Source organism: Reyranella sp., from assembly GCF_965229815.1.
In the GTDB taxonomy this organism is placed as follows: Bacteria; Pseudomonadota; Alphaproteobacteria; order Reyranellales; family Reyranellaceae; genus Reyranella.
In genome coordinates, this window is record NZ_CBDDJN010000006.1 from 2,346,487 (window position 1) to 2,363,384 (window position 16,898).

General features: G+C 70.3%; 20 protein-coding genes. 7 read left to right on the forward strand and 13 right to left on the reverse strand.

The genetic code is table 11. From position 1 onward, the window contains the following. Nucleotides 1–45: 45 nt before the first annotated feature. Genes ACO073_RS22535 through ACO073_RS22545 form a run of 3 tightly spaced genes read right to left on the reverse strand, consistent with a single transcriptional unit; the run spans nt 46 to nt 2,605 of the window. A complete protein-coding gene (locus ACO073_RS22535; RefSeq protein ID WP_422000475.1) occupies nt 46–804 on the reverse strand; it encodes an SDR family NAD(P)-dependent oxidoreductase in 759 nt (252 codons plus the stop codon). 18 nt (nt 805–822) lie between these two features. Then, nucleotides 823–1,425 (reverse strand): 2-hydroxychromene-2-carboxylate isomerase, encoded by a 603-nt coding sequence (locus ACO073_RS22540; RefSeq protein WP_422000476.1) that lies wholly within the window; start codon nt 1,423–1,425, stop codon nt 823–825. A 10-nt stretch (nt 1,426–1,435) separates the two neighbouring features. Further along, a complete protein-coding gene (locus ACO073_RS22545; RefSeq protein WP_422000478.1) occupies nt 1,436–2,605 on the reverse strand; it encodes an alpha-hydroxy acid oxidase in 1,170 nt (389 codons plus the stop codon). Nucleotides 2,606–2,677: 72 nt separating this feature from the next. On the opposite strand from ACO073_RS22545, the gene ACO073_RS22550 reads away from it, so the two are divergent. From ACO073_RS22550 to ACO073_RS22565, 4 genes are read left to right on the forward strand one after another with little or no spacing between them, the layout of a single operon-like run. Next, nucleotides 2,678–3,124: a GNAT family N-acetyltransferase gene (locus tag ACO073_RS22550; protein WP_422000479.1), complete on the forward strand. Its 447-nt coding sequence runs from the start codon at nt 2,678–2,680 to the stop codon at nt 3,122–3,124. A gap of 27 nt (nt 3,125–3,151) precedes the next feature. Beyond that, nucleotides 3,152–3,949 (forward strand): phytanoyl-CoA dioxygenase family protein, encoded by a 798-nt coding sequence (locus ACO073_RS22555; protein WP_422000481.1) that lies wholly within the window; start codon nt 3,152–3,154, stop codon nt 3,947–3,949. Between the two features lie 10 nt (nt 3,950–3,959). After that, on the forward strand, nt 3,960–4,895 hold the full coding sequence (locus tag ACO073_RS22560; RefSeq protein WP_422000483.1) for a glutathione S-transferase family protein: 936 nt from the start codon (nt 3,960–3,962) through the stop codon (nt 4,893–4,895). A 32-nt stretch (nt 4,896–4,927) separates the two neighbouring features. After that, nucleotides 4,928–5,716 (forward strand): hypothetical protein, encoded by a 789-nt coding sequence (locus ACO073_RS22565; RefSeq protein WP_422000485.1) that lies wholly within the window; start codon nt 4,928–4,930, stop codon nt 5,714–5,716. Here the strand turns inward: ACO073_RS22565 and ACO073_RS22570 are convergent. After that, complete coding sequence (locus ACO073_RS22570; protein WP_422000487.1) at nt 5,704–6,282, reverse strand: DUF3833 family protein; 579 nt, start codon at nt 6,280–6,282, stop codon at nt 5,704–5,706. The two genes, ACO073_RS22565 and ACO073_RS22570, sit on opposite strands and share 13 nt — an antisense overlap. Before the next feature lie 80 nt (nt 6,283–6,362). Between ACO073_RS22570 and ACO073_RS22575 the strand changes: the two genes are divergently transcribed. Continuing rightward, nucleotides 6,363–7,025 carry a DUF6134 family protein gene (locus ACO073_RS22575; RefSeq protein ID WP_422000488.1) on the forward strand — a complete coding sequence of 221 codons (663 nt, stop codon included), beginning with the start codon at nt 6,363–6,365 and terminating at the stop codon, nt 7,023–7,025. Between the two features lie 23 nt (nt 7,026–7,048). On the opposite strand, the gene ACO073_RS22580 is transcribed toward ACO073_RS22575, so the two are convergent. Continuing rightward, nucleotides 7,049–8,170, reverse strand: coding sequence for an NAD(P)/FAD-dependent oxidoreductase (locus tag ACO073_RS22580; RefSeq protein ID WP_422000490.1), 1,122 nt, complete (start codon nt 8,168–8,170; stop codon nt 7,049–7,051). Between the two features lie 99 nt (nt 8,171–8,269). Beyond that, entirely contained in the window at nt 8,270–9,664 is a 1,395-nt protein-coding gene (locus tag ACO073_RS22585; RefSeq protein WP_422000491.1) for an NAD(P)/FAD-dependent oxidoreductase, read from the reverse strand. Between the two features lie 71 nt (nt 9,665–9,735). Between ACO073_RS22585 and ACO073_RS22590 the strand changes: the two genes are divergently transcribed. Further along, on the forward strand, nt 9,736–10,134 hold the full coding sequence (locus ACO073_RS22590; RefSeq protein ID WP_422000493.1) for an endonuclease domain-containing protein: 399 nt from the start codon (nt 9,736–9,738) through the stop codon (nt 10,132–10,134). 89 nt (nt 10,135–10,223) lie between these two features. Here the strand turns inward: ACO073_RS22590 and ACO073_RS22595 are convergent, their stop codons facing one another. The 6 genes from ACO073_RS22595 to ACO073_RS22620 form a co-directional block, all read right to left on the reverse strand. Next, on the reverse strand, nt 10,224–10,517 hold the full coding sequence (locus ACO073_RS22595) for a (2Fe-2S)-binding protein (RefSeq protein ID WP_422000495.1): 294 nt from the start codon (nt 10,515–10,517) through the stop codon (nt 10,224–10,226). Continuing rightward, nucleotides 10,498–11,649: an NAD(P)/FAD-dependent oxidoreductase gene (locus ACO073_RS22600; RefSeq protein WP_422000496.1), complete on the reverse strand. Its 1,152-nt coding sequence runs from the start codon at nt 11,647–11,649 to the stop codon at nt 10,498–10,500. The genes ACO073_RS22595 and ACO073_RS22600 overlap by 20 nt, the downstream gene beginning before the upstream one ends. Further along, nucleotides 11,639–12,445, reverse strand: coding sequence for an ABC transporter permease (locus ACO073_RS22605; RefSeq protein WP_422000498.1), 807 nt, complete (start codon nt 12,443–12,445; stop codon nt 11,639–11,641). Before ACO073_RS22605 ends, ACO073_RS22600 begins: the two co-directional genes overlap by 11 nt. A gap of 10 nt (nt 12,446–12,455) precedes the next feature. Then, nucleotides 12,456–13,307: an ABC transporter permease gene (locus tag ACO073_RS22610; RefSeq protein ID WP_422000500.1), complete on the reverse strand. Its 852-nt coding sequence runs from the start codon at nt 13,305–13,307 to the stop codon at nt 12,456–12,458. A gap of 109 nt (nt 13,308–13,416) precedes the next feature. Then, nucleotides 13,417–14,340, reverse strand: a complete 924-nt coding sequence (locus tag ACO073_RS22615; RefSeq protein ID WP_422000502.1) for an ABC transporter ATP-binding protein — start codon at nt 14,338–14,340, stop codon at nt 13,417–13,419. Between the two features lie 44 nt (nt 14,341–14,384). Continuing rightward, nucleotides 14,385–15,422, reverse strand: a complete 1,038-nt coding sequence (locus ACO073_RS22620) for an ABC transporter substrate-binding protein (RefSeq protein WP_422000504.1) — start codon at nt 15,420–15,422, stop codon at nt 14,385–14,387. A gap of 113 nt (nt 15,423–15,535) precedes the next feature. Here ACO073_RS22620 and ACO073_RS22625 point away from each other — a divergent pair, with 113 nt between their 5' ends. After that, on the forward strand, nt 15,536–16,450 hold the full coding sequence (locus ACO073_RS22625) for a LysR substrate-binding domain-containing protein (RefSeq protein ID WP_422000506.1): 915 nt from the start codon (nt 15,536–15,538) through the stop codon (nt 16,448–16,450). A gap of 13 nt (nt 16,451–16,463) precedes the next feature. On the opposite strand, the gene ACO073_RS22630 is transcribed toward ACO073_RS22625, so the two are convergent. Next, nucleotides 16,464–16,859: a cupin domain-containing protein gene (locus tag ACO073_RS22630; protein ID WP_422000508.1), complete on the reverse strand. Its 396-nt coding sequence runs from the start codon at nt 16,857–16,859 to the stop codon at nt 16,464–16,466. Between the last annotated feature and the right edge of the window lie 39 nt (nt 16,860–16,898).

Genomic DNA, 16,898 nt, shown 5'->3' on the forward strand with positions numbered 1-16,898 from the left:
AGACGAGGTGGAATCGCAAGCGACTCCACCCCGTCTCATCGCACTCTAGAGATTGGCGGTGGTGAAGCCGCCGTCGGCCGTCAGCGTCTGGCCGGTCAGGAAGCCGCTTTCCTCGCCCGCCAGGAAGCAGACGACGCGGGCGATGTCGTCGACCGTGCCGAGGCGGCCGAGCGGCGTGCGCGCGATGCGGCCCGCGTCGCGCTCGGCATTGCGGTTGCGCTGCGTGCCCTCGGTCGGCACGGCCCCCGGCGCCACGGCATTGACGCGGATCCTGCGGGCGCCGAGCTCGGCCGCCGCCGCGCGGGTGATCCCCATGACTCCCGCCTTGATGCCGCTGTAGACGATGCTGTTGCGCTGAGAGACGATGCCCGCGACCGACGCCAGGTTGACGATGGCGCCGCCGCGTTCGGGATGCATCGCCTCGGCAGCCGCCTGGATGCCCCAGATCACCGCCTTGAAGCCGACCTCGACCATGCGGTCGACCGTCTCGGGCGCGACCTCGGCGATCGCTTGATAGCGCACCCAGGCGGCGTTGTTGACCAGGACATCCAGGCGCCCGGCGCGCTCCGCCAGGCCGAGGACGGCCTGGCGCATACCGTCACGGGTTGCCACGTTCGCGGTGACGGCGAGCGCCTTGCCGCCGGCGGCGGCCACTTCGGCCACGACCTTGTCGACGAATTCCGGCTTGAGATCGTTGATGCCCACGGTGGCGCCGAGCGATGCCAGTTTCAGCGCCGTGGCGCGGCCGATGCCGTGGCCCGACCCGGTGATCAGCGCCACCCGGCCGGCAAAGGACTGAGACATCGTTTCCCCTCTTTCAGTTCAGGCCGCCAGGGCCGCCTCGAGCAGCACGAGGCGATCGTTGCCCCAGAACATCCGATCGCCGAGAAAGAATGTCGGCACTCCGAAGGCGCCGCGTGCCCTGGCCTCGTCCAGCAGCCGTTCGTGCCGGGCACGGGTCTGCGGCGCCGCCAGCGCACGCTGGTAGGCCTCCGGGTCGATGCCGAGCGATGGCGCCAGTCCCGTCAGCACCGCATCGTCGATCGCCACGCCGTCGACGAAGATCAGCTGCTGCAGCAGCCGGCAGCAGGGCACCAGCGCCCCTTGCGCCTCGGCCGCCAGGCAGGCGAGCGCGGGCATCGCGGGATCCGTCCTGAACGCGACGGGCTCGCGGAACGGGATGCCGTAGTAGGCGGCCCAGCACCTGGCGTCGTATTCGCGGTAGGCCTGGTCGTACTGCCCGGAGCCGGGCTCGCCGCGAAACGGGTTGGCTCCCCGACGATCCATCAGCGCGCCGCTGGCGATCGGCTTCCAGACGAAGCGGCAATGGCGCGCCGTCTCGATGCGCTCGACCTGGCTCGCCGCCAGGTAGGAATAGCGGCTGCCCAGCCCGAGATAGAAGTCGACGGCGACAGGCTCGGCCATCGCGCTCCGCTCAGCGCCGGTTGCGGCGCAGGTCCTCCACGTCCTCCCACATGAGGAACTGCGGGCCGAGATCGTCGATCCGCGTGACGCCCATCTGGGCCATGCTGATGTCGATCTCGCGGCGGAAGATGTTGAGCGCCATGGTGGCGCCCGGCTTGCCGCCGGCCGTCACGCCGTAGAGGGTCGGCCGGCCGACAAACACGAACTTCGCGCCGCTGCACAGCGCGATCAGCGCGTCGACGCCGCGGCGGACGCCGCCGTCGAACATCAGGGTCATCTTGTCGCCGACGGCATCGCGGATCGCCGGCAGCACCTCGAGCGGCGACGGCGCGTTGTCGAGCTGGCGGGCGCCGTGGTTGGACACCATGAGCCCGTCGACGCCGAGTCCGTGGGCGCGCTCGGCATCGTCGGGATGCATGATGCCCTTCAGCACGAAGTTGCCCTTCCACAGCTCGCGATAGCGCTCGACATGCTTCCAGGTCATCGGCGCGCGATTGTTGTAGGCGACGAAGTCGGAGACCTGCTCGGCCGTGGCGTTGGCGCCGGCATACTTCGCCCAGTTGTCGAAGTTGGGCGTGCCGTGGCGCAACCATTCCATCATCCAGGCCGGATGCATCAGCGCGTCGATCTTGGAGCGCAGCGAGAGCTTGAGCGGCCGGCCGAAGCCGTTGCGGATGTTGCGCTCGCGGTTGGAACCCTCGGGGACGTCGACCGTGAAGACCAGCGTCTTCAGGCCGGCGTCGCCGGCCCGCTTGATCATGTCCTCGGAGATCGCCTGGTCCTTGGAGGAATAGAGCTGGTACCAGCCATGGTCGGGGGCGATGCGGCCGAGCTGCTCCATCGAGCCCGTCGCGGCACCCGACATGATGAAGGGTACGTTGGCGTCGCGCGCGGCCTCGGCCAGCATCATGTCGGCGCCGCGCCGGAACAGGCCGGCCAGGCCGGTCGGCGCGATGCCGATGGGGCTCGCATAGGTGCGGCCGAACAGGGTGGTCGACTGGTCGCGCACCGACACGTCGACCAGGTAGCGCGGCACCAGGCGGGCCTTGCGGAAGGCCTGCTCGTTGGTGACCAGCCCGACCTCGTCGTCGGTGCCGCCCTCGATGAAGTCGTAGGCGATCTTGGGCAGCCGCTTCTTGGCCAGCTTGCGCAGATCCTCGATGTTGACCACGCCCTGCATGCGTTTCGCTCCTTTTGCAGGAGATTTTGCCGTTCTTTGCCCGACCCGGCCAGCGGTGTTAGACCGGCCGCCATGCAAATCCGGCACGCAAGACCCGGCGACGAGGCCGGGCTGGCCTTTCTCCTGGAGGACAACCAGCGCCACTACGGCCGCGCCGTGCGCGACGGCGCCGGGGCCGAGGGCGCGGCGATGCTGGCCGCGCCGCCGGCCGGCGGCCCGCTCTGCCTGGTGGCGGAACGCGACGGCGCGCTGGCGGGCTTCGCCATCCTCAACCGCTACTTTCCGGGGCCCGGGCTCAGCCATGGCCTGTACCTGAAGGAGCTCTACGTCACGGGAGCCCATCGCTCCGCGGGGGTCGGCGAGGCGCTGATCGAGGGCATCCGGGCATTGGCGAAGGCGCGCGGCGACACGCGGGTCCTGTGGACCACGGGCGAGGAGAACGAAGGCGCCCAGCGCTTCTACGACCGTCTCGGCATGCGACGCGAGAAAAAGGTCTACTACGTGATGGACGTCCGCTAGCCTCAGGGAAGCCTCTGGAGGACGCCCATGGACCTGAGCCCGCAGCAGGTCGAGCAGTTCGATCGCGACGGTTTCCTGGTCTTTCCCGACCTCTTCGCGCGCAGCGAGGTCGCCGTGCTGCGCCGCGAGGTGGCGCGGCTGAGCCAGGTCGAGTCGGAGGAGGTCGTGCGCGAGCATACCGGCGGCGTGCGCACGATCTTCCGCGTCCACGAGAATGACGGCGCGACCCGCTCGAAGCCCTTCCGCGCCCTGGTCCGCACGCCGCGCCTGCTGCGCCCGGTGCAGCAGGTGCTGAAGGACGACGCGGTCTACGTCTACCACACCAAGATCAACACCAAGCCCGCCATCGAGGGCACCGTCTGGCAGTGGCATCAGGACTACGGCTCGTGGATGCGCGACGGCTGCGCCCGTCCCGACATGGCGACCTTCAACGTCATGATGACCGACACGACCGAGATGGGCGGCGCCCTCTATCTCATCCCGGGCAGCCACAGGCTCGGCCGCATCGAGCCGGTCTACGACGAATCGACCTCGTACAAGTTCTGGGCGATGCCGAAGCAGCGCATGATCGAGATCCTGAAGAGCTCGCCCGAGCCGGTCGCCGTCACCGGCCGCGCCGGCACCTGCGTCCTGTTCCACTGCAACGTGCTGCACGCTTCGGGCCACAATCTCTCGGCCGACGACCGCTGGCACATCTACGTGTCCTGCAACACCGTCGCCAACCGGCCGCAGCTCGGCGACAATCCGCGGCCCGACTGGGTCGTGTCGCGCAACTGGAACCCGCTGCCGGTCGAGGCCGACGACGGCGTCCTGAAGGCGGCATGACGCGCCGGGCGTGAGCGACCTGATCCTCCACCATTACGACTTCTCGAACTTCGCCGAGAGGGCGCGCCTCATGCTGGGCTTCAAGGGCCTGGCCTGGCGCGGCGTCGAGCAGCCGCCGATCCTGCCCAAGCCCGACCTCGCGCCGCTGACCGGCGGCTATCGCCGCATCCCGGTGCTGCAGGACGGGGCCGACCTGTGGTGCGACACGCGCCTCATCGCCCGCGAGTTGGAGCGCCGCGTGCCCGCGCCGACGCTCTTTCCGGAAACGACGCGCGGCACGGCCGAAGCCCTCGCCTGGTGGGCCGAGCACCAGCTCATGCGCCCGGTGGCGCTGTTCGTCTCGGGCATCAACGCCGACCACATGCCAAAGGGCCTGCATGAGGATCGCGCCCGCCTGCACGGCCTGCCGCCGCCCTCGATCGAGGCGGTGCGCCGCGCCGCGACGCGCAACCTCCACCTGGTGCGGCCGCAGCTCGCCTGGATCGCCGCCATGCTGCAGGACGGCCGGCCGTACCTGCTGGGCGACGTGCCCTGCATCGCCGACTTCGCGGTCTATCACGTCGTCTGGTTCTTCCGCGGCCGTCACATCGACTGCCGCGCGGAGCTGGCGCCCTATCCGGCGCTGCTCGCCTGGCGCGACCGCATGGCCGCGATCGGCCATGGCAGGCGCACGGACATCGCGCCGGCCGTGGCCCTCGGCGAGGCGCGCGCCGCTGAGCCGGCGCCGCCCCGCCACTCCCAGCCGCAGGACGGCGATCCGTTGCCGGGCACGCGCGCCCGGGTACGGCCCGGCGACAATGCCCGGGACTGGGTCGAGGGCGAGGTCTCCTTCGTCGACGCCCACGAGATCGCGCTGGTGCGCGAGGATCCGGCGGTCGGCCGCGTCGCCGTCCATTTCCCGCGGCTGGGCTACGACTGGCGAGGCGTCGCGGGCGCCGGCCGCTGATCCGGCCACCGATCGACGGCGTAGGCGGGAGCATGGCCGACAGCCGCACCGGACAGCTCTGGCTCCTCACCGTCGGAAGCCTGCTTGCGCTGTTCGTGATCACGGCGGTCCTCGCGATGGTCGATCGCCGCCTCCTTGACGGTGCCAGCGTCTGGGCGAAACCCCTCAAGTTCGAGCTGTCGATCGCCCTGCACTTCGGCACCCTCGTCCTGGTGGTCGGCGCCCTCGGCCCGGCGTGGCGCAACGGCACGCTGCTGTGGGTCGTCGGCGTGGCCGCCAGCGCCGCGACGGTGTTCGAGATGGCCTACATCCTCCTTCAGGCCGGCAGGCAGCAGGCCTCGCACTTCAATCTCGACACCCCTCTCCATGCCACGCTGTATGGGCTGATGGCCGCCGGCGCCGTCGTCATCACGCTGGCCGCCGCGCTCGTCGGCGTGGTGGCCTGGATCGACGGCGAGGCCGGGTTCGGCGCCGGAACGCGCCTCGGGATCGGGCTGGGGCTGGCCGGTGGCGCTCTCCTCACCCTCGTGGCGGGATTCGCGATAGGCGGCGCGCTCGGCCATCATGTCGGTGTCGAGCCCGCGGGTGGCGCTCGCATGTTCCTTACCGGCTGGTCGCTGACGGTGGGCGACCGGCGGGTGCCGCACTTCTTCGCCACCCACATGATGCAGGCCCTGCCGCTCGCCGGCCTGATCGCCGACAAGGTGCTGCCGCCCGCCGTGGCGCAACTGGCCGTGGCGGCGACCGCCATCGCCTGGACGATCGTGACGATCGCCCTGCTGCAGCAGGCCGGAGCCGGGCTTCCGATCTACCGTGGATGAGGGGCGGATACCGGGTACGTCACCGCATCACCGGGTTGCTTGCGCAGGACCAGCTCGACCCGTCCCAGGCGGATTCCCCACTTGCCGACCGTGGCGCGGTTGATCAGCGTGCCATCGGGGCGCAGCGCCAGGACATCGGAGAAGCCCAGCGTCCAGCCGGCCAGCTTCACCTTGTACTGCAGGCGCACGACGCGGCCTTCGGTCCAGATCCGGGCCTGGCCGACCACGTCTTCCCGGGTCCCCGAGAACGAGCCATCCGCCAGGCGGCGCAGCCGCCAGGTCTTGCGATCCCTTTCGCCATCGTCGTAGTCGAAGTCCTCGGCCAGGGTCAGGGTCGTGCCATCCCAGGCGCCGTCGATGCGGACGCGGAACCGCCGTTCGGCGCCGGTCCAGGTGTTGACGAACACGCCATCGCCGGTCGACACGCCGGGAAAGAACGCCTCCAGCGCCAGCGGTGGGTCGGTTGCCCCCTGCTCCACGGTGGGCTGCAGGGCGCAACCGCCGAGCAGGGCAAGGACGAGGCCGGTCGAAAGGACCGGGAGCAGCGGGCGGGCGGACCTGATCATGCGCGGCATACGCGACAACCGGCGAGGAGGATCACGCGGCCGCGCGTGATCCTCGGGCGCGGGGACGGCGTATAGCCTGCATGTCGCGCCTGCTGCTCACCCTGCTGATGCTCGTGGCCGCCTCAGTCCCGGGCCGTGCCGAGGAACTTCCCTACGGCAATTCGCAAACCTTCGCGGCGTTCCGCAACGGCGAACGCATCGGCACCCACCGCCTGGATTTCAGTCGGCAGGGCGACGAGCTGGTCGTGCAAACGACGATCGATCTCGCGGTGAAGCTGGTGGGCTTCACCGCCTATCGCTACAGCCATCGCGGCCGCGAGGTCTGGCGGGGCGACACGCTGCTCACCTTCAACACGCTGACCGACGACGACGGCAAGCGCTATGTGGTGCGTGCCGTCCGCGACCATTCGGGCAGTGTGGTGGTGGACCGCCAGACGCCGGACGACCCGGCGGGCGTGCGCAACCTGCTGCCGCCCGGCGTCCTGCCCTCCACGCACTGGAACTTCCACCAGACCGCCCAGGCGCGGCTGCTGAACGCCCAGAAGGGAACGGTCGATCCGATCCGCGTGATCAAGGTCGGCCGCGAGACGGTCGCCACTGGCGCGGGCCCGGTCGCGGCCACCCACTATCGCTATGACGGCGAGGTCCGCATGGACCAGTGGTTCGACGATCGCGGCCGCTGGGTGAAGATGACGTTCGTGGCGCCCGACGGCTCGGTGATCGAGTACCGCCTCGAATCCTAGTCTCGCCCGGGCCTGGCCGGCCGTCAGGCCGGACGGCGGAACCGTCCGATGCCCAGCCCGTCGATCGGCGTGTTGGTGCTGCCCGTCGCGACCAGCTCCGCCATCACCGCGCCGGTCGCCGGCCCGAGCTGGAAGCCGTGCGCCGAGAATCCGAACTGGTGGAACACGCCCTCCGACGTCGCGCTGGGCCCCACGACCGAGATGTCGTCGGGCATGCGCGCCTCGATGCCGGCCCAGGCGCGCACGATCGTGGCCTCGCGCATCACCGGAAAGAGCTCCCACACGGTCTTCGCGCTGGTCGCGAGCTTCGCCCAGTCCAGCACGGTGCGGTTCTGGTCGCGGTAGGGCGTCGCGAGATGGCCGCCGCCGATCACCACCGTGCCGTTGGCGAGCTGCTTGAAGGAGAGCTTGCGGCCGCGCAGGATCACCACCGGGTCGATGAAGGCGGGCACGCGGCTCGTCACCATCAGCATCGGCGCGATGACCTCGAGCGGCACCGGCTCGCCCAGCCGCGCGGCGATGCGGTCGGCCCAGGCGCCGGCGGCGTTCACCACCTTGGGCGCCTCGATCGGCCCGTCGCTGGTCGTCAGCCGCCACACCGCGCCGCTGCGCACCAGGTCGGTCACCGTGACGCCTTCAAGCACGGTGACGCCGAGCGCCGCCGCACGGCGGCGGAACGCCTGGGTGGAGCGGAACGGATCGGCCGCACCGTCGCGCCGCGAGACGACGCCGCCCGGACAGTGGTCGGAGACGGCCGGCACCAGGCGCTTCAGCTCGGCGCGGTCGATCAGCTCCTCGTGGCTGAAGCCGCGCAGCCTGAGATCGTCGACGCGCTCGCGGAAGCCCGCCAGCTCCTCCTCGCTCTCGGCGACCAGGACCGTGCCGTGGCTCGAGAAGCCGCAATCGTCGTGCACCAGCTCCTGGATATTCTCCCAGAGCGCCATCGAGGCGACCGACAGCGGGATCTCGGCAAGGTGGCGCGCGAGCTGGCGCACGCCGCCGGCATTGACGCCCGAGGCGTGCCGGCCGGCATAGTCCTTCTCGACCAGGATCGTCCGGAGGCCGCGCAGCGCCAGGTGCAGCGCGGTCGAGCAGCCGTGGATGCCGCCGCCGATCACGACCACGTCGGCGGTGCGCGCGGTCATCGCCGGGACCTCACGGGAGCGCGGACCTCCAGGTCCGCATCATGACCATGAGCGGACCTGGAGGTCCGCGCTCCGCAGACAAGGCCCCTGCGGGTCACCTCACCGCTCCACGGCCTTGCGCTCGGCCTCGCTGATCGGCAGCGAGGCGAGCTCGGCGAGGCTGATCGGCTTCACCGGCGGCCGCAGGCGGTAGTAGCCGACCTCGGCCGGCGTCGACTTGCGCTGCACGGCAATGAGCTCTGTGACCGTGAGGCCGCACAGCCGGCCCTGGCAGGGTCCCATGCCGCAGCGCAGGAAGGCCTTCATCTGGTTCGGCCCCTCGCAGCCCATGTCGGCGGTGGCGCGGACCTGGGCCGCGGTCACCTCCTCGCAGCGGCAGACGAGCGTTTCGCCCTCGGGCTGACGGAAGGCGTCGGCCGGACGGTTCAGCGTGTCGAGGAAGGCACGGCCCATCTCCTCGCGCTGCAGACGCTGGCGCACGGTCTGCGGATCGGGCAGCGGCGCCTCCGGGCGCAGCGCCCGCACCGCCGCCATGGCCGCCAGCCGCCCGCGCTCGGCCGCCGCGGTGCCGCCGGCAATGCCGGCACCGTCGCCGGCCACCGCGATCCCCGGCACCGAGCTGCCGAAATCCGCATCCAGCACCGGACGGAAGCAGAGCTGGCGGCCGTCCCAGCGATGCTCGATGCCGGTTGCCATCGCGAGATTGACGTTGGGAACGACGCCCTGGTGCAGCAGCAGCAGGTCCACGGGAAGGCGGCCGCCGTCGAACACGACCTCGCGCACCCGGCTGTCGCCCTCCGCCTCCAGCCACGTCGCCTTGCGCACCGGGACCTTGCTCTTCACCTCGCGCAGCAGCGCCAGCCCCTTGGAAAAGTAAGGAGACAGCAGGAAGTCGGGCAGCCAAAGGGCGGCGCGTAGAAAGTTGAGCGGCGGCGTCGTGTCGAGGATGGCGTCGATGCGGCCGCCGGCCCGCAGCACCTGCGCCGCCAGCAGCCAGAGCAGCGGGCCCGTGCCCGCCAGCACCGTGCGTCCCGAGGGCAGCAGCCCCTGCGCCTTCAGCGCCGTCTGGGCCGCACCCGCCGTCATGACGCCGGGCAGCGTCCAGCCCGGGATCGGGAACGGCCGCTCCTGAGAGCCGGTGGCGATGATGACGCGCTCAGCCTCGAGGGTGCGCGCCTGCCCGCCGACCGACACGCCGATGCGGCGCTGCGGATCGAGGCTCCACACCGTGGCGCCGGTCACGATCTGCGCCCCGCTGCCGGCGGCCTCCTCGGCCAGCGCCGCGCCCGCCCAGTAGTCCTCGCCCAGGATCGCCCGGTCGCGGACCGGCGTGCTGCCGATGGCGCGATAGATCTGCCCGCCGACACCGGGATTCTCGTCCAGCAGCACCGTCGCCAGCCCCGCCCGCGCCGCCAGAGAAGCCGCCGCAAGACCGGCGGGCCCGCCGCCGATGACGACGAGGTCGTAGGAGGAAGAAAGGTCGGCGGTTCTCATTGAGCTTCTCCTCCCCACGCAGTGGGGAGGTGGCCCGCAGGGCCGGAGGGGTCACGGGCCTCTCTCATAAGTTGCGTATCGGTCATAACTTCGCCGAAAATTTCTCCTTTGCTGCCGTGATGCTTCGTCTTGTCCGAACGCTCCGTCGCAACCCAACCGACGCCGAGTATCTGCTTTGGAAGCACTTGCGCCGCCGCCAACTGGCGGGCTTCAGGTTTCGCCGTCAGCATCCCGTAGGATCCTTCGTCTCTGACTTTGCCTGTCTTGAAGCCCGTCTCATCGTCGAGCTGGACGGCAGCCAGCATGTCGAGCAATCGAACTACGACCTGCGACGTGATGCTTATCTCAGGGCTCGTGGCTTTCGGGTGCTTCGCTTCTGGAACAGCGACGTCATCGCCCGGACGGCGCGGGTCCTCGATACCATCTTCGAAGCATTGCACCGCCCGGACATGGACGGGCGCTTCGACTGACGCGGCGCGCCGTGACCCCTCCGTCGCCGTGTGACGGCGACACCTCCCCAGCTTCGCTGGGGAGGAGATGAGAGCCGCCTCTCCCCCGCTCATCGCCCTGCCTCCCGCTTACCGATCTGGGTTTCCACCGCCATGCCCTCGCGCACCGGGACCAGGCAGGCCTGACGGCTGCCGATGCCGTCGATCGTCACGAGGCAGTCGAAGCAGACGCCCATCAGGCAGTAGGGCGCGCGTGGCGTTCCGGTGACGGGGGTGGTGCGGCAATGGTCGAAGCCCGCCGCCAGGAGCGCCGCGGCGGCCGTGTCGCCGGCGCGGGCCTGAACGGGCTTGCCGTCGACCGTCAGGGCGACGGGCGCGCCGGCGTCAGCCAGCCTCTTGAACATGGAACCTCCGGGCACTGAAGGGCGCAACCAGCGACTTGTCGAGGGCGCCGCGGGCGATCATGGGGGCGATGGCGAGCGCGTGGTTGGCGGCCAGCGTGACGCCGGAATGGCAGCAGACGGTGAAGGCGCCGGGATGGCTCTCGGACTCGTCGTAGATCGGGAAGCCGTCCTGGGTCATGACGCGGATGGCGCTCCAGGTGCGCACGACGTTGGCGCTGCCCAGCAGCGGGAACATGCGCACCGCACGCTCGGCCTCGGTGGCGCTGACGCCGAGCGTCAGGCCGGACGGGTCGGTGCTCTCCTCCTTGGAATCGCCCACCATCACCGTGCCTTCGTCGGTCTGGCGCAGGGTCACCACGGGATGGTTGAGGAACGGCCGCAGCCGCTCGGTCACGACGATCTGGCCGCGCTCGGGCCGCATCGGACACTCCAGCCCCACCATGGGCGCCAACCGCATGTTGGCGTTGCCGGCGGCCAGCGCCACGCGGCCGGCGCGGATCTCGCGATGCGGCGTCGTGAGCCGGAACTCGCCGCCGTCGCGGGCGATCGCCTCGACGCGGTGGCTCGGCAGGTAGGTGACGCCTCGCGCGCGCAACGCCGTGTGCAGGGCACGGAACAGGCGCAGCGAGTTCACATGGCCGTCGAGGGGGCAGAAGCTGCCGCCCACGACCTCGCGGCCGATGTCGGGCAGCATCTTGGCGACCTGCGCGCGATCCAGGATCTCGGTCCGGTAGTCGACGATGCCCGGCTGGTTGTGCAGGCGTCGCAGCGTGTTGGCCCGCACCTCGAGCTCGCGCTCCGACAGAGCGAGATGGAAGCCGCCCGGCCGCTGGAAGCAGACGTCGAGGCCGGTCTCGTCCTTCAGCATCGCGGCGAAGCCTGCCCAGGCGTTGGACGAGCGGATCGTCCAGCCGGCATAGGGGGCGAGGCCGAGCCCTTTGCTTTGCACCCACACCAGGGCGAAGTTGCCGCGGCTCGCGCGCACGGCGCGGTCGCCCTCGTCGAGCACGACGACGCGGCAGCCCTCGCGCGCCAGCCCCCAGGCCGTGGCGACGCCGACCAGCCCGCCGCCCACCACCGCGACGTCGAAGTCGCGCGCCGCGCCGGCGTCGGGGCCTCTCTCAGCGCCCATCGGCGCTCCTCCCCACCAGCAGCCGCTCCAGCCCGTAGGCGCGGTCGAGGATGACCAGGGCGACGACGGTGACGGCGATGACGCAGGCCGAGACGGAGGTGACCAGCGGATCGATATTGTCCTGGATGTAGAGGAACATGCGGACCGGCAGCGTCTCGGTGCCGGGTGCCGCGATGAACACGGTCATCGTGACCTCGTCGAAGGAATTGATGAAGGCGAGCGCCCAGCCGCTGACCAGCCCCGGCAGCACCAGGGGCAGCGTCACGCGCCGCAGCACGATCCCCTCGGTCGCACCGAGCGAGATCGCGGCATGCTCGATCGAGCGGTCGAGGCCGACGGCCGAGGCGAGCGTCAAGCGCAGCGCGAAGGGCAGCACGACCACGATATGGGCCAGCACCAGGCCGGCGAAGGTGCCGCCCAGCCCGATCTCGGTGAAGAAGCGCAGGAAGGCGATGCCCAGCACGACGTGCGGGATCATGAGCGGCGACATGAAGAGCGCCGTCATCGCCTCGCGGCCGCGGAACCGGTAGCGGGCGATGGCGAGCGCCGCCGGCACCGAGAAGGCGACGGCGACGGCCGAGCTGAGCGCCCCCAGCCACAGGCTGCGCCAGAAGGCCGAGACGAACTCCGGGTAGCGGGCGATGGCATAGAACCAGCGCAGCGACCAGTCGTCGGTCGGGAACGACAGGAAGCCCTCGGGCGTGAAGGCGACCCAGCAGACGACGAGGATCGGCGCCAGCATGAAGGCGACGAACAGCGCGTGGTAGGCGAGCGCCAGCGGACCGTTGCGGCTCATGCGGCGCCCCTCACCCGAAGACCTGGGCGTAGCGCCGCTCGACCAGCCGGCTGGCGCCGGCGACGATGGCGACCAGGGCGACCAGCAGCAGGACGGCGACGACGGCGCCCAGCGGCCAGTTGAGCGTGTTCAGGAACTCGTCGTAGGCCAGCGTCGAGGCGACCTTCAGCCGCCGCCCGCCGATGATCGCCGGGGTGGCGAAGGCGCTGGCGGCCAGGGCGAAGACGATGACGGCGCCCGACAGGATGCCGGGCATGACCTGCGGCAGCACGATCCGGCGCAGCACGGTGAACGGCCCCGCGCCCAGCGCCACGGCGGCATTCTCGACCTGCGGGTCGAGGCGCTGCAGCGCCGCCCACACGGCCAGCACCATGTAGGGCATCAGCACGTGGGCCAGCGCCACGACGACGCCGGTCTCGGTGAACATGAAGGGCAGCGGCGCCGAGATCAGGCCGAGCCCGGCCAATGCCTTGTTGACCAGTCCCGAGCTGCCACCGAACAGCAGCGCCCAACCCAGCGTGCGGGCCACGACCGAGATCAGCAGCGGTCCCAGGATCACCAGCAGGAACAGGCCGCGCCACGGGCTCCGCATGCGGTTCAGGATGTAGGCCTCCGGCGCGCCGAACACCGCCGTCAGCAGGGTAACGAAGAAGGCGATGCGGAAGGTCCGCCCGAACATCTCGAGATAGTAGGAATCGGTGAAGACCTCGCGCCAGTTCTTGAGCACGAAGACCGGCTCGATCCCCTTGTACTGGCCCCAGTCGTGGAACGAGAGCGCCACCGTCATGGCGAGCGGCACCAGCACGATCGCCGCGAACAGCAGCAGCGCCGGCAGGCTGAGGAGGTAGGGGGTGCGGTTCATTCCACCTCCCTCGTGGCGCGACCAACGCTGTCATCCTGAGCGCAGCGAAGGATCTCATGCCGATGGCGACCGGCGATGAGGTCTTTCGCTGCGCTCAGGACGACAGACATCACGTCGTCCCCCACGCCAGGTGCACCGCGTCGCCTTCGCCCGGCATGGCCTCGCCGGTGTTCTGGCGGATGACGGTGACGAGGCCGTCTTCGGTCTCGACCTGGTAGAGCCAGTGGTTGCCCTGGAAGATGCGGGTACGGACTCGGCCGGCGAGGCCGGTGGCGGCGAAGGCGATGCGCTCGGGCCGCACCGTGTCGCCCTTCACGAGGTTGGTCTTGCCGAGGAAGCTGGCGACGAACGGCGTCGCCGGCCGCTCGTAGGCCTCGTGCGGCGGCGCGACCTGCTCGGCGCGGCCGCGGTTCATCACCACGATACGGTCGGACAGCGCCATCGCCTCGGCCTGGTCGTGCGTCACCAGGATGGTCGTGGTGCCGACGCTGCGCTGGATCTGCCGCAGCTCGATCTGCATCTCCTCGCGCAGCTTGGCGTCGAGGTTGCTGAGCGGCTCGTCGAGCAGGAGGATTCGCGGCCGGATCACCAGGGCGCGGGCGAGCGCCACGCGCTGCTGCTGCCCGCCCGACATCTGTCGCGGGAAGCGGCCGGCGAGGGCCGCCAGCCCGACCAGCTCGAGCGTCTCGCCCACCCGCGTCCGGCGCTCGGCCGCCGCGACGCCCTGCATCTCGAGCCCGAAGCCGACATTCTCCGCCACCGTCATGTGCGGGAAGAGCGCGTAGCTCTGGAACACGATGCCGAGGCCGCGCCTGGCCGGCTTGACCGCCAGCAGGTCACGCCCCTCCAGCCGGATCGAACCCGCCGTCGGCTCGACGAAGCCCGCGATCATCTGCAGGGTCGTCGTCTTGCCGCAGCCCGAGGGTCCCAGCAGGGACACGAACTCGCCCTGCTCGACCTGCAGCGACAGTCCGTCCACCGCCGCCTGCGTGCCGAAGCGCTTCGTCAGTCCTTCGAGCGCGAGGAAGCTCATCGCATCATTCGTTCAGGCTCCTCTCCCCAAGGCGAGCGCGGCGGTCACCGCTCGACCTCGCGGTTCCAGCGCTTGGTCCACTCCTGGCGGTGGGCGTTGATGACGTCCCAGTCGAAGGCGATCACCTTCTTGGCGCGCTCGCCGACCGGCGCCATGGCGAGCTCCGGCATGTTGACGTCGACCTTGGTGTTGACCGGGCCGTTGCCCATCTCCTTGGCGAGGACGGTCTGCACCGGCGCCGAGATCAGCAGCTTGATGAACTCGTAGGCCAGCGGATCGATCGTCGCCTTGGCCACCGGGCAGGCCGAGGCCAGCAGGATCGGCGCACCTTCCTTGGGATAGATGAAGTCGACCGGGAATCCGGTGTTGGCGAAGGCCTGCACGCGACCGGTGCCCCATACCGCGATCTGCGCCTGGTTGGACTGGAACAGCTCGGTCATCTTGCCCGGCGAGGGCTCGTAGACCAGCACGTTGGGATTGACCTGCTCCTTCATCGCCTTGAAGCCGGGCTCGATGTTGTTCTCGCCGCCGCCGTTCAGGCGCGCGTACATCAAGAGCGTGTAGAGCCCGTAGGTGTTGTTGATCGGCGGGATCACCAGCAGCTTCTTGAACTTGGGATCCTTGAGGTCGTTCCACGAGGTCGGCGTCGCCCAGCCCTTCTCCTTGAAGGTCTTGGTGTCGATCATGAAGCCGGTGCCTGTCTGGCCGATCGCGACGGCCTTGTCGTCCTTGAACAGGGCCGACGGGTAGAGCTCGCCCTTGTCGAGGTTCGGGATCCTGGCGCAGAATCCGAGCTGGATCGCCTGGTACATCGGCCCGTCGTCGACGATCGCCACGTCGATCACCTGGTTGGCCTTCTGCGCCTGCAGCTTGGCCAGCGTGTCGGTCGAGTTGCCGGCGACGTACTCGACCTTGACGTTGTGCTTCTTCTCGAACTCCGGGATCACGCTCTTGCGCAGCTGCTGCTCCCAGGAGCCGCCATAGGCGGCCACCGTCAGCGTCTTGGTCTGTCCCGCCGCCGATGCCGCGGCCAGCATCGCCATCGCGCCCGCGAGCGCGGCGCCGTAGATCGAACGCCTCATAGCCCCTCCTGTCCGCGGCACCCTCCTGCCGCGGCAACATGGTCGAGGTTCAGTCATGATGTCGTCAAATTCGATTTTTCGGCCGCTTTCATAACAGGATGTTATAAAGCGCCATGCGCGGTCCCAATCCCCGCCAGATCGAGGCCTTTCGCGCCGTCGTCATGACCGGCGGGGTCGGCGCGGCGGCGGCGCTGATCAACGTCACCCAGCCCGCCGTCAGCCGCCTGATCCGCGACCTGCAGCGCCATCTCGGGCTGGTCCTGTTCGAACGGCGCGGCACGGGGCTGGTGCCGACCAGCGAGGCGCTGTCGCTCTACAGCGAGGTCGAACGCGCCTTCGTCGGCCTGGAGCGCATCGAGCAGATGGCGACGGAGCTGCGCACGCGGCGCGCCGGGTTCCTGCGCATCGCCGCCCTGCCGGCGCTGGCCAACGGCTTCCTGCCGCGCTTCGTCGGCGCCTTCCTCAAGGACCGGCCCAGGCTCGACCTCGTCCTGTCGGGACTGGTGTCGCACGCCGTGCTGGCCTCGGTGGCGCAAGGCCAGTCCGATCTCGGCTTCGCCGAGGCCTCGATGGAGCATGGCGCGGTGGCGCGCGAGTCGATGCCCGCGGCGCCGCTGCTCGCCGTGCTGCCGCACGGCCATCGGCTGGTCGCCAAGAAGCGCATCCGGCCGCGCGACTTCGAGGGCGAGAACTTCATCTCGCTCGGCCCCTCGGCGCTGTCGCGCTTCCGCACCGACCGGATCTTCGCCGAGCACGGCGTGACGCGCATCCAGCGCATCGAGACGCCGCTGTCGGAGATCGCCTGCGCGCTCGCGGGCTCGGGCGCCGGCGTGGCGCTCTGCGAGCCCTTCACCGCCACCGAGTACGCCACGCGCGGCATCGTCACCCGGCCGTTCGAGCCGCGCGTCGACTTCGAGTTCGCCGCCCTCTACCCCGCGCATCGCAGCGTCTCGCCGGTGGCGCGGGAGTTCATCGACGGCTTCCGCGCCCACGTGACAGGTTTCCTGCGCCGCGCGCCCTGGCGCTGACGGCAGCTTGCCGTCAGCCGAAGCGGACGCCGTACTCGCCGGCGATGGCGGCGATGTCGGCCGGGGCAAGCGGTCCCGCCCGGCCGGCGCGATCGAAGTGGCGGAACATCTCCGCCGCCTGCACGCCGGGCTGGGCGATCACCAGCAGCCGGACCGTCCCGGCCGTGTCGTTGCGGAAGCCGTGCAGCGTGCCCGGCGAGAAGCGGAGCGCGCTGCCGGCGGCGGCCCGGCGCTCGCCCGCCTCGTCGAGCAGGGTGAGCTCGCCCTCCATCACGTAGAGCATCTCCTCGTCGTCGGCGTGGCGGTGCGGCGGCACGAAATAACCCGGCGGGATCGGGTGCTCGGCCAGGAACAGCCCGTCGTCGCGCTTCACGATCATCGGCGCGCCCAGAACATCCAGCGTATCCATGTCTCGTCTCCTCCTGTGACGCTCATGGGATACGACCGG

Coding starts and splice junctions, on each gene's coding strand:
- ACO073_RS22620 (WP_422000504.1), bottom strand. CDS start 15,422: ATGAGGCGTTCGATCTACGGCGCCGCGCTCGCGGGCGCGATGGCGATG.
- ACO073_RS22600 (WP_422000496.1), bottom strand. CDS start 11,649: ATGGGCGCTGAGAGAGGCCCCGACGCCGGCGCGGCGCGCGACTTCGAC.
- ACO073_RS22595 (WP_422000495.1), bottom strand. CDS start 10,517: ATGTTCAAGAGGCTGGCTGACGCCGGCGCGCCCGTCGCCCTGACGGTC.
- ACO073_RS22625 (WP_422000506.1), top strand. CDS start 15,536: ATGCGCGGTCCCAATCCCCGCCAGATCGAGGCCTTTCGCGCCGTCGTC.
- ACO073_RS22555 (WP_422000481.1), top strand. CDS start 3,152: ATGGACCTGAGCCCGCAGCAGGTCGAGCAGTTCGATCGCGACGGTTTC.
- ACO073_RS22575 (WP_422000488.1), top strand. CDS start 6,363: ATGTCGCGCCTGCTGCTCACCCTGCTGATGCTCGTGGCCGCCTCAGTC.
- ACO073_RS22565 (WP_422000485.1), top strand. CDS start 4,928: ATGGCCGACAGCCGCACCGGACAGCTCTGGCTCCTCACCGTCGGAAGC.
- ACO073_RS22540 (WP_422000476.1), bottom strand. CDS start 1,425: ATGGCCGAGCCTGTCGCCGTCGACTTCTATCTCGGGCTGGGCAGCCGC.
- ACO073_RS22630 (WP_422000508.1), bottom strand. CDS start 16,859: ATGGATACGCTGGATGTTCTGGGCGCGCCGATGATCGTGAAGCGCGAC.
- ACO073_RS22615 (WP_422000502.1), bottom strand. CDS start 14,340: ATGAGCTTCCTCGCGCTCGAAGGACTGACGAAGCGCTTCGGCACGCAG.
- ACO073_RS22580 (WP_422000490.1), bottom strand. CDS start 8,170: ATGACCGCGCGCACCGCCGACGTGGTCGTGATCGGCGGCGGCATCCAC.
- ACO073_RS22535 (WP_422000475.1), bottom strand. CDS start 804: ATGTCTCAGTCCTTTGCCGGCCGGGTGGCGCTGATCACCGGGTCGGGC.
- ACO073_RS22610 (WP_422000500.1), bottom strand. CDS start 13,307: ATGAACCGCACCCCCTACCTCCTCAGCCTGCCGGCGCTGCTGCTGTTC.
- ACO073_RS22545 (WP_422000478.1), bottom strand. CDS start 2,605: ATGCAGGGCGTGGTCAACATCGAGGATCTGCGCAAGCTGGCCAAGAAG.
- ACO073_RS22550 (WP_422000479.1), top strand. CDS start 2,678: ATGCAAATCCGGCACGCAAGACCCGGCGACGAGGCCGGGCTGGCCTTT.
- ACO073_RS22570 (WP_422000487.1), bottom strand. CDS start 6,282: ATGATCAGGTCCGCCCGCCCGCTGCTCCCGGTCCTTTCGACCGGCCTC.
- ACO073_RS22605 (WP_422000498.1), bottom strand. CDS start 12,445: ATGAGCCGCAACGGTCCGCTGGCGCTCGCCTACCACGCGCTGTTCGTC.
- ACO073_RS22585 (WP_422000491.1), bottom strand. CDS start 9,664: ATGAGAACCGCCGACCTTTCTTCCTCCTACGACCTCGTCGTCATCGGC.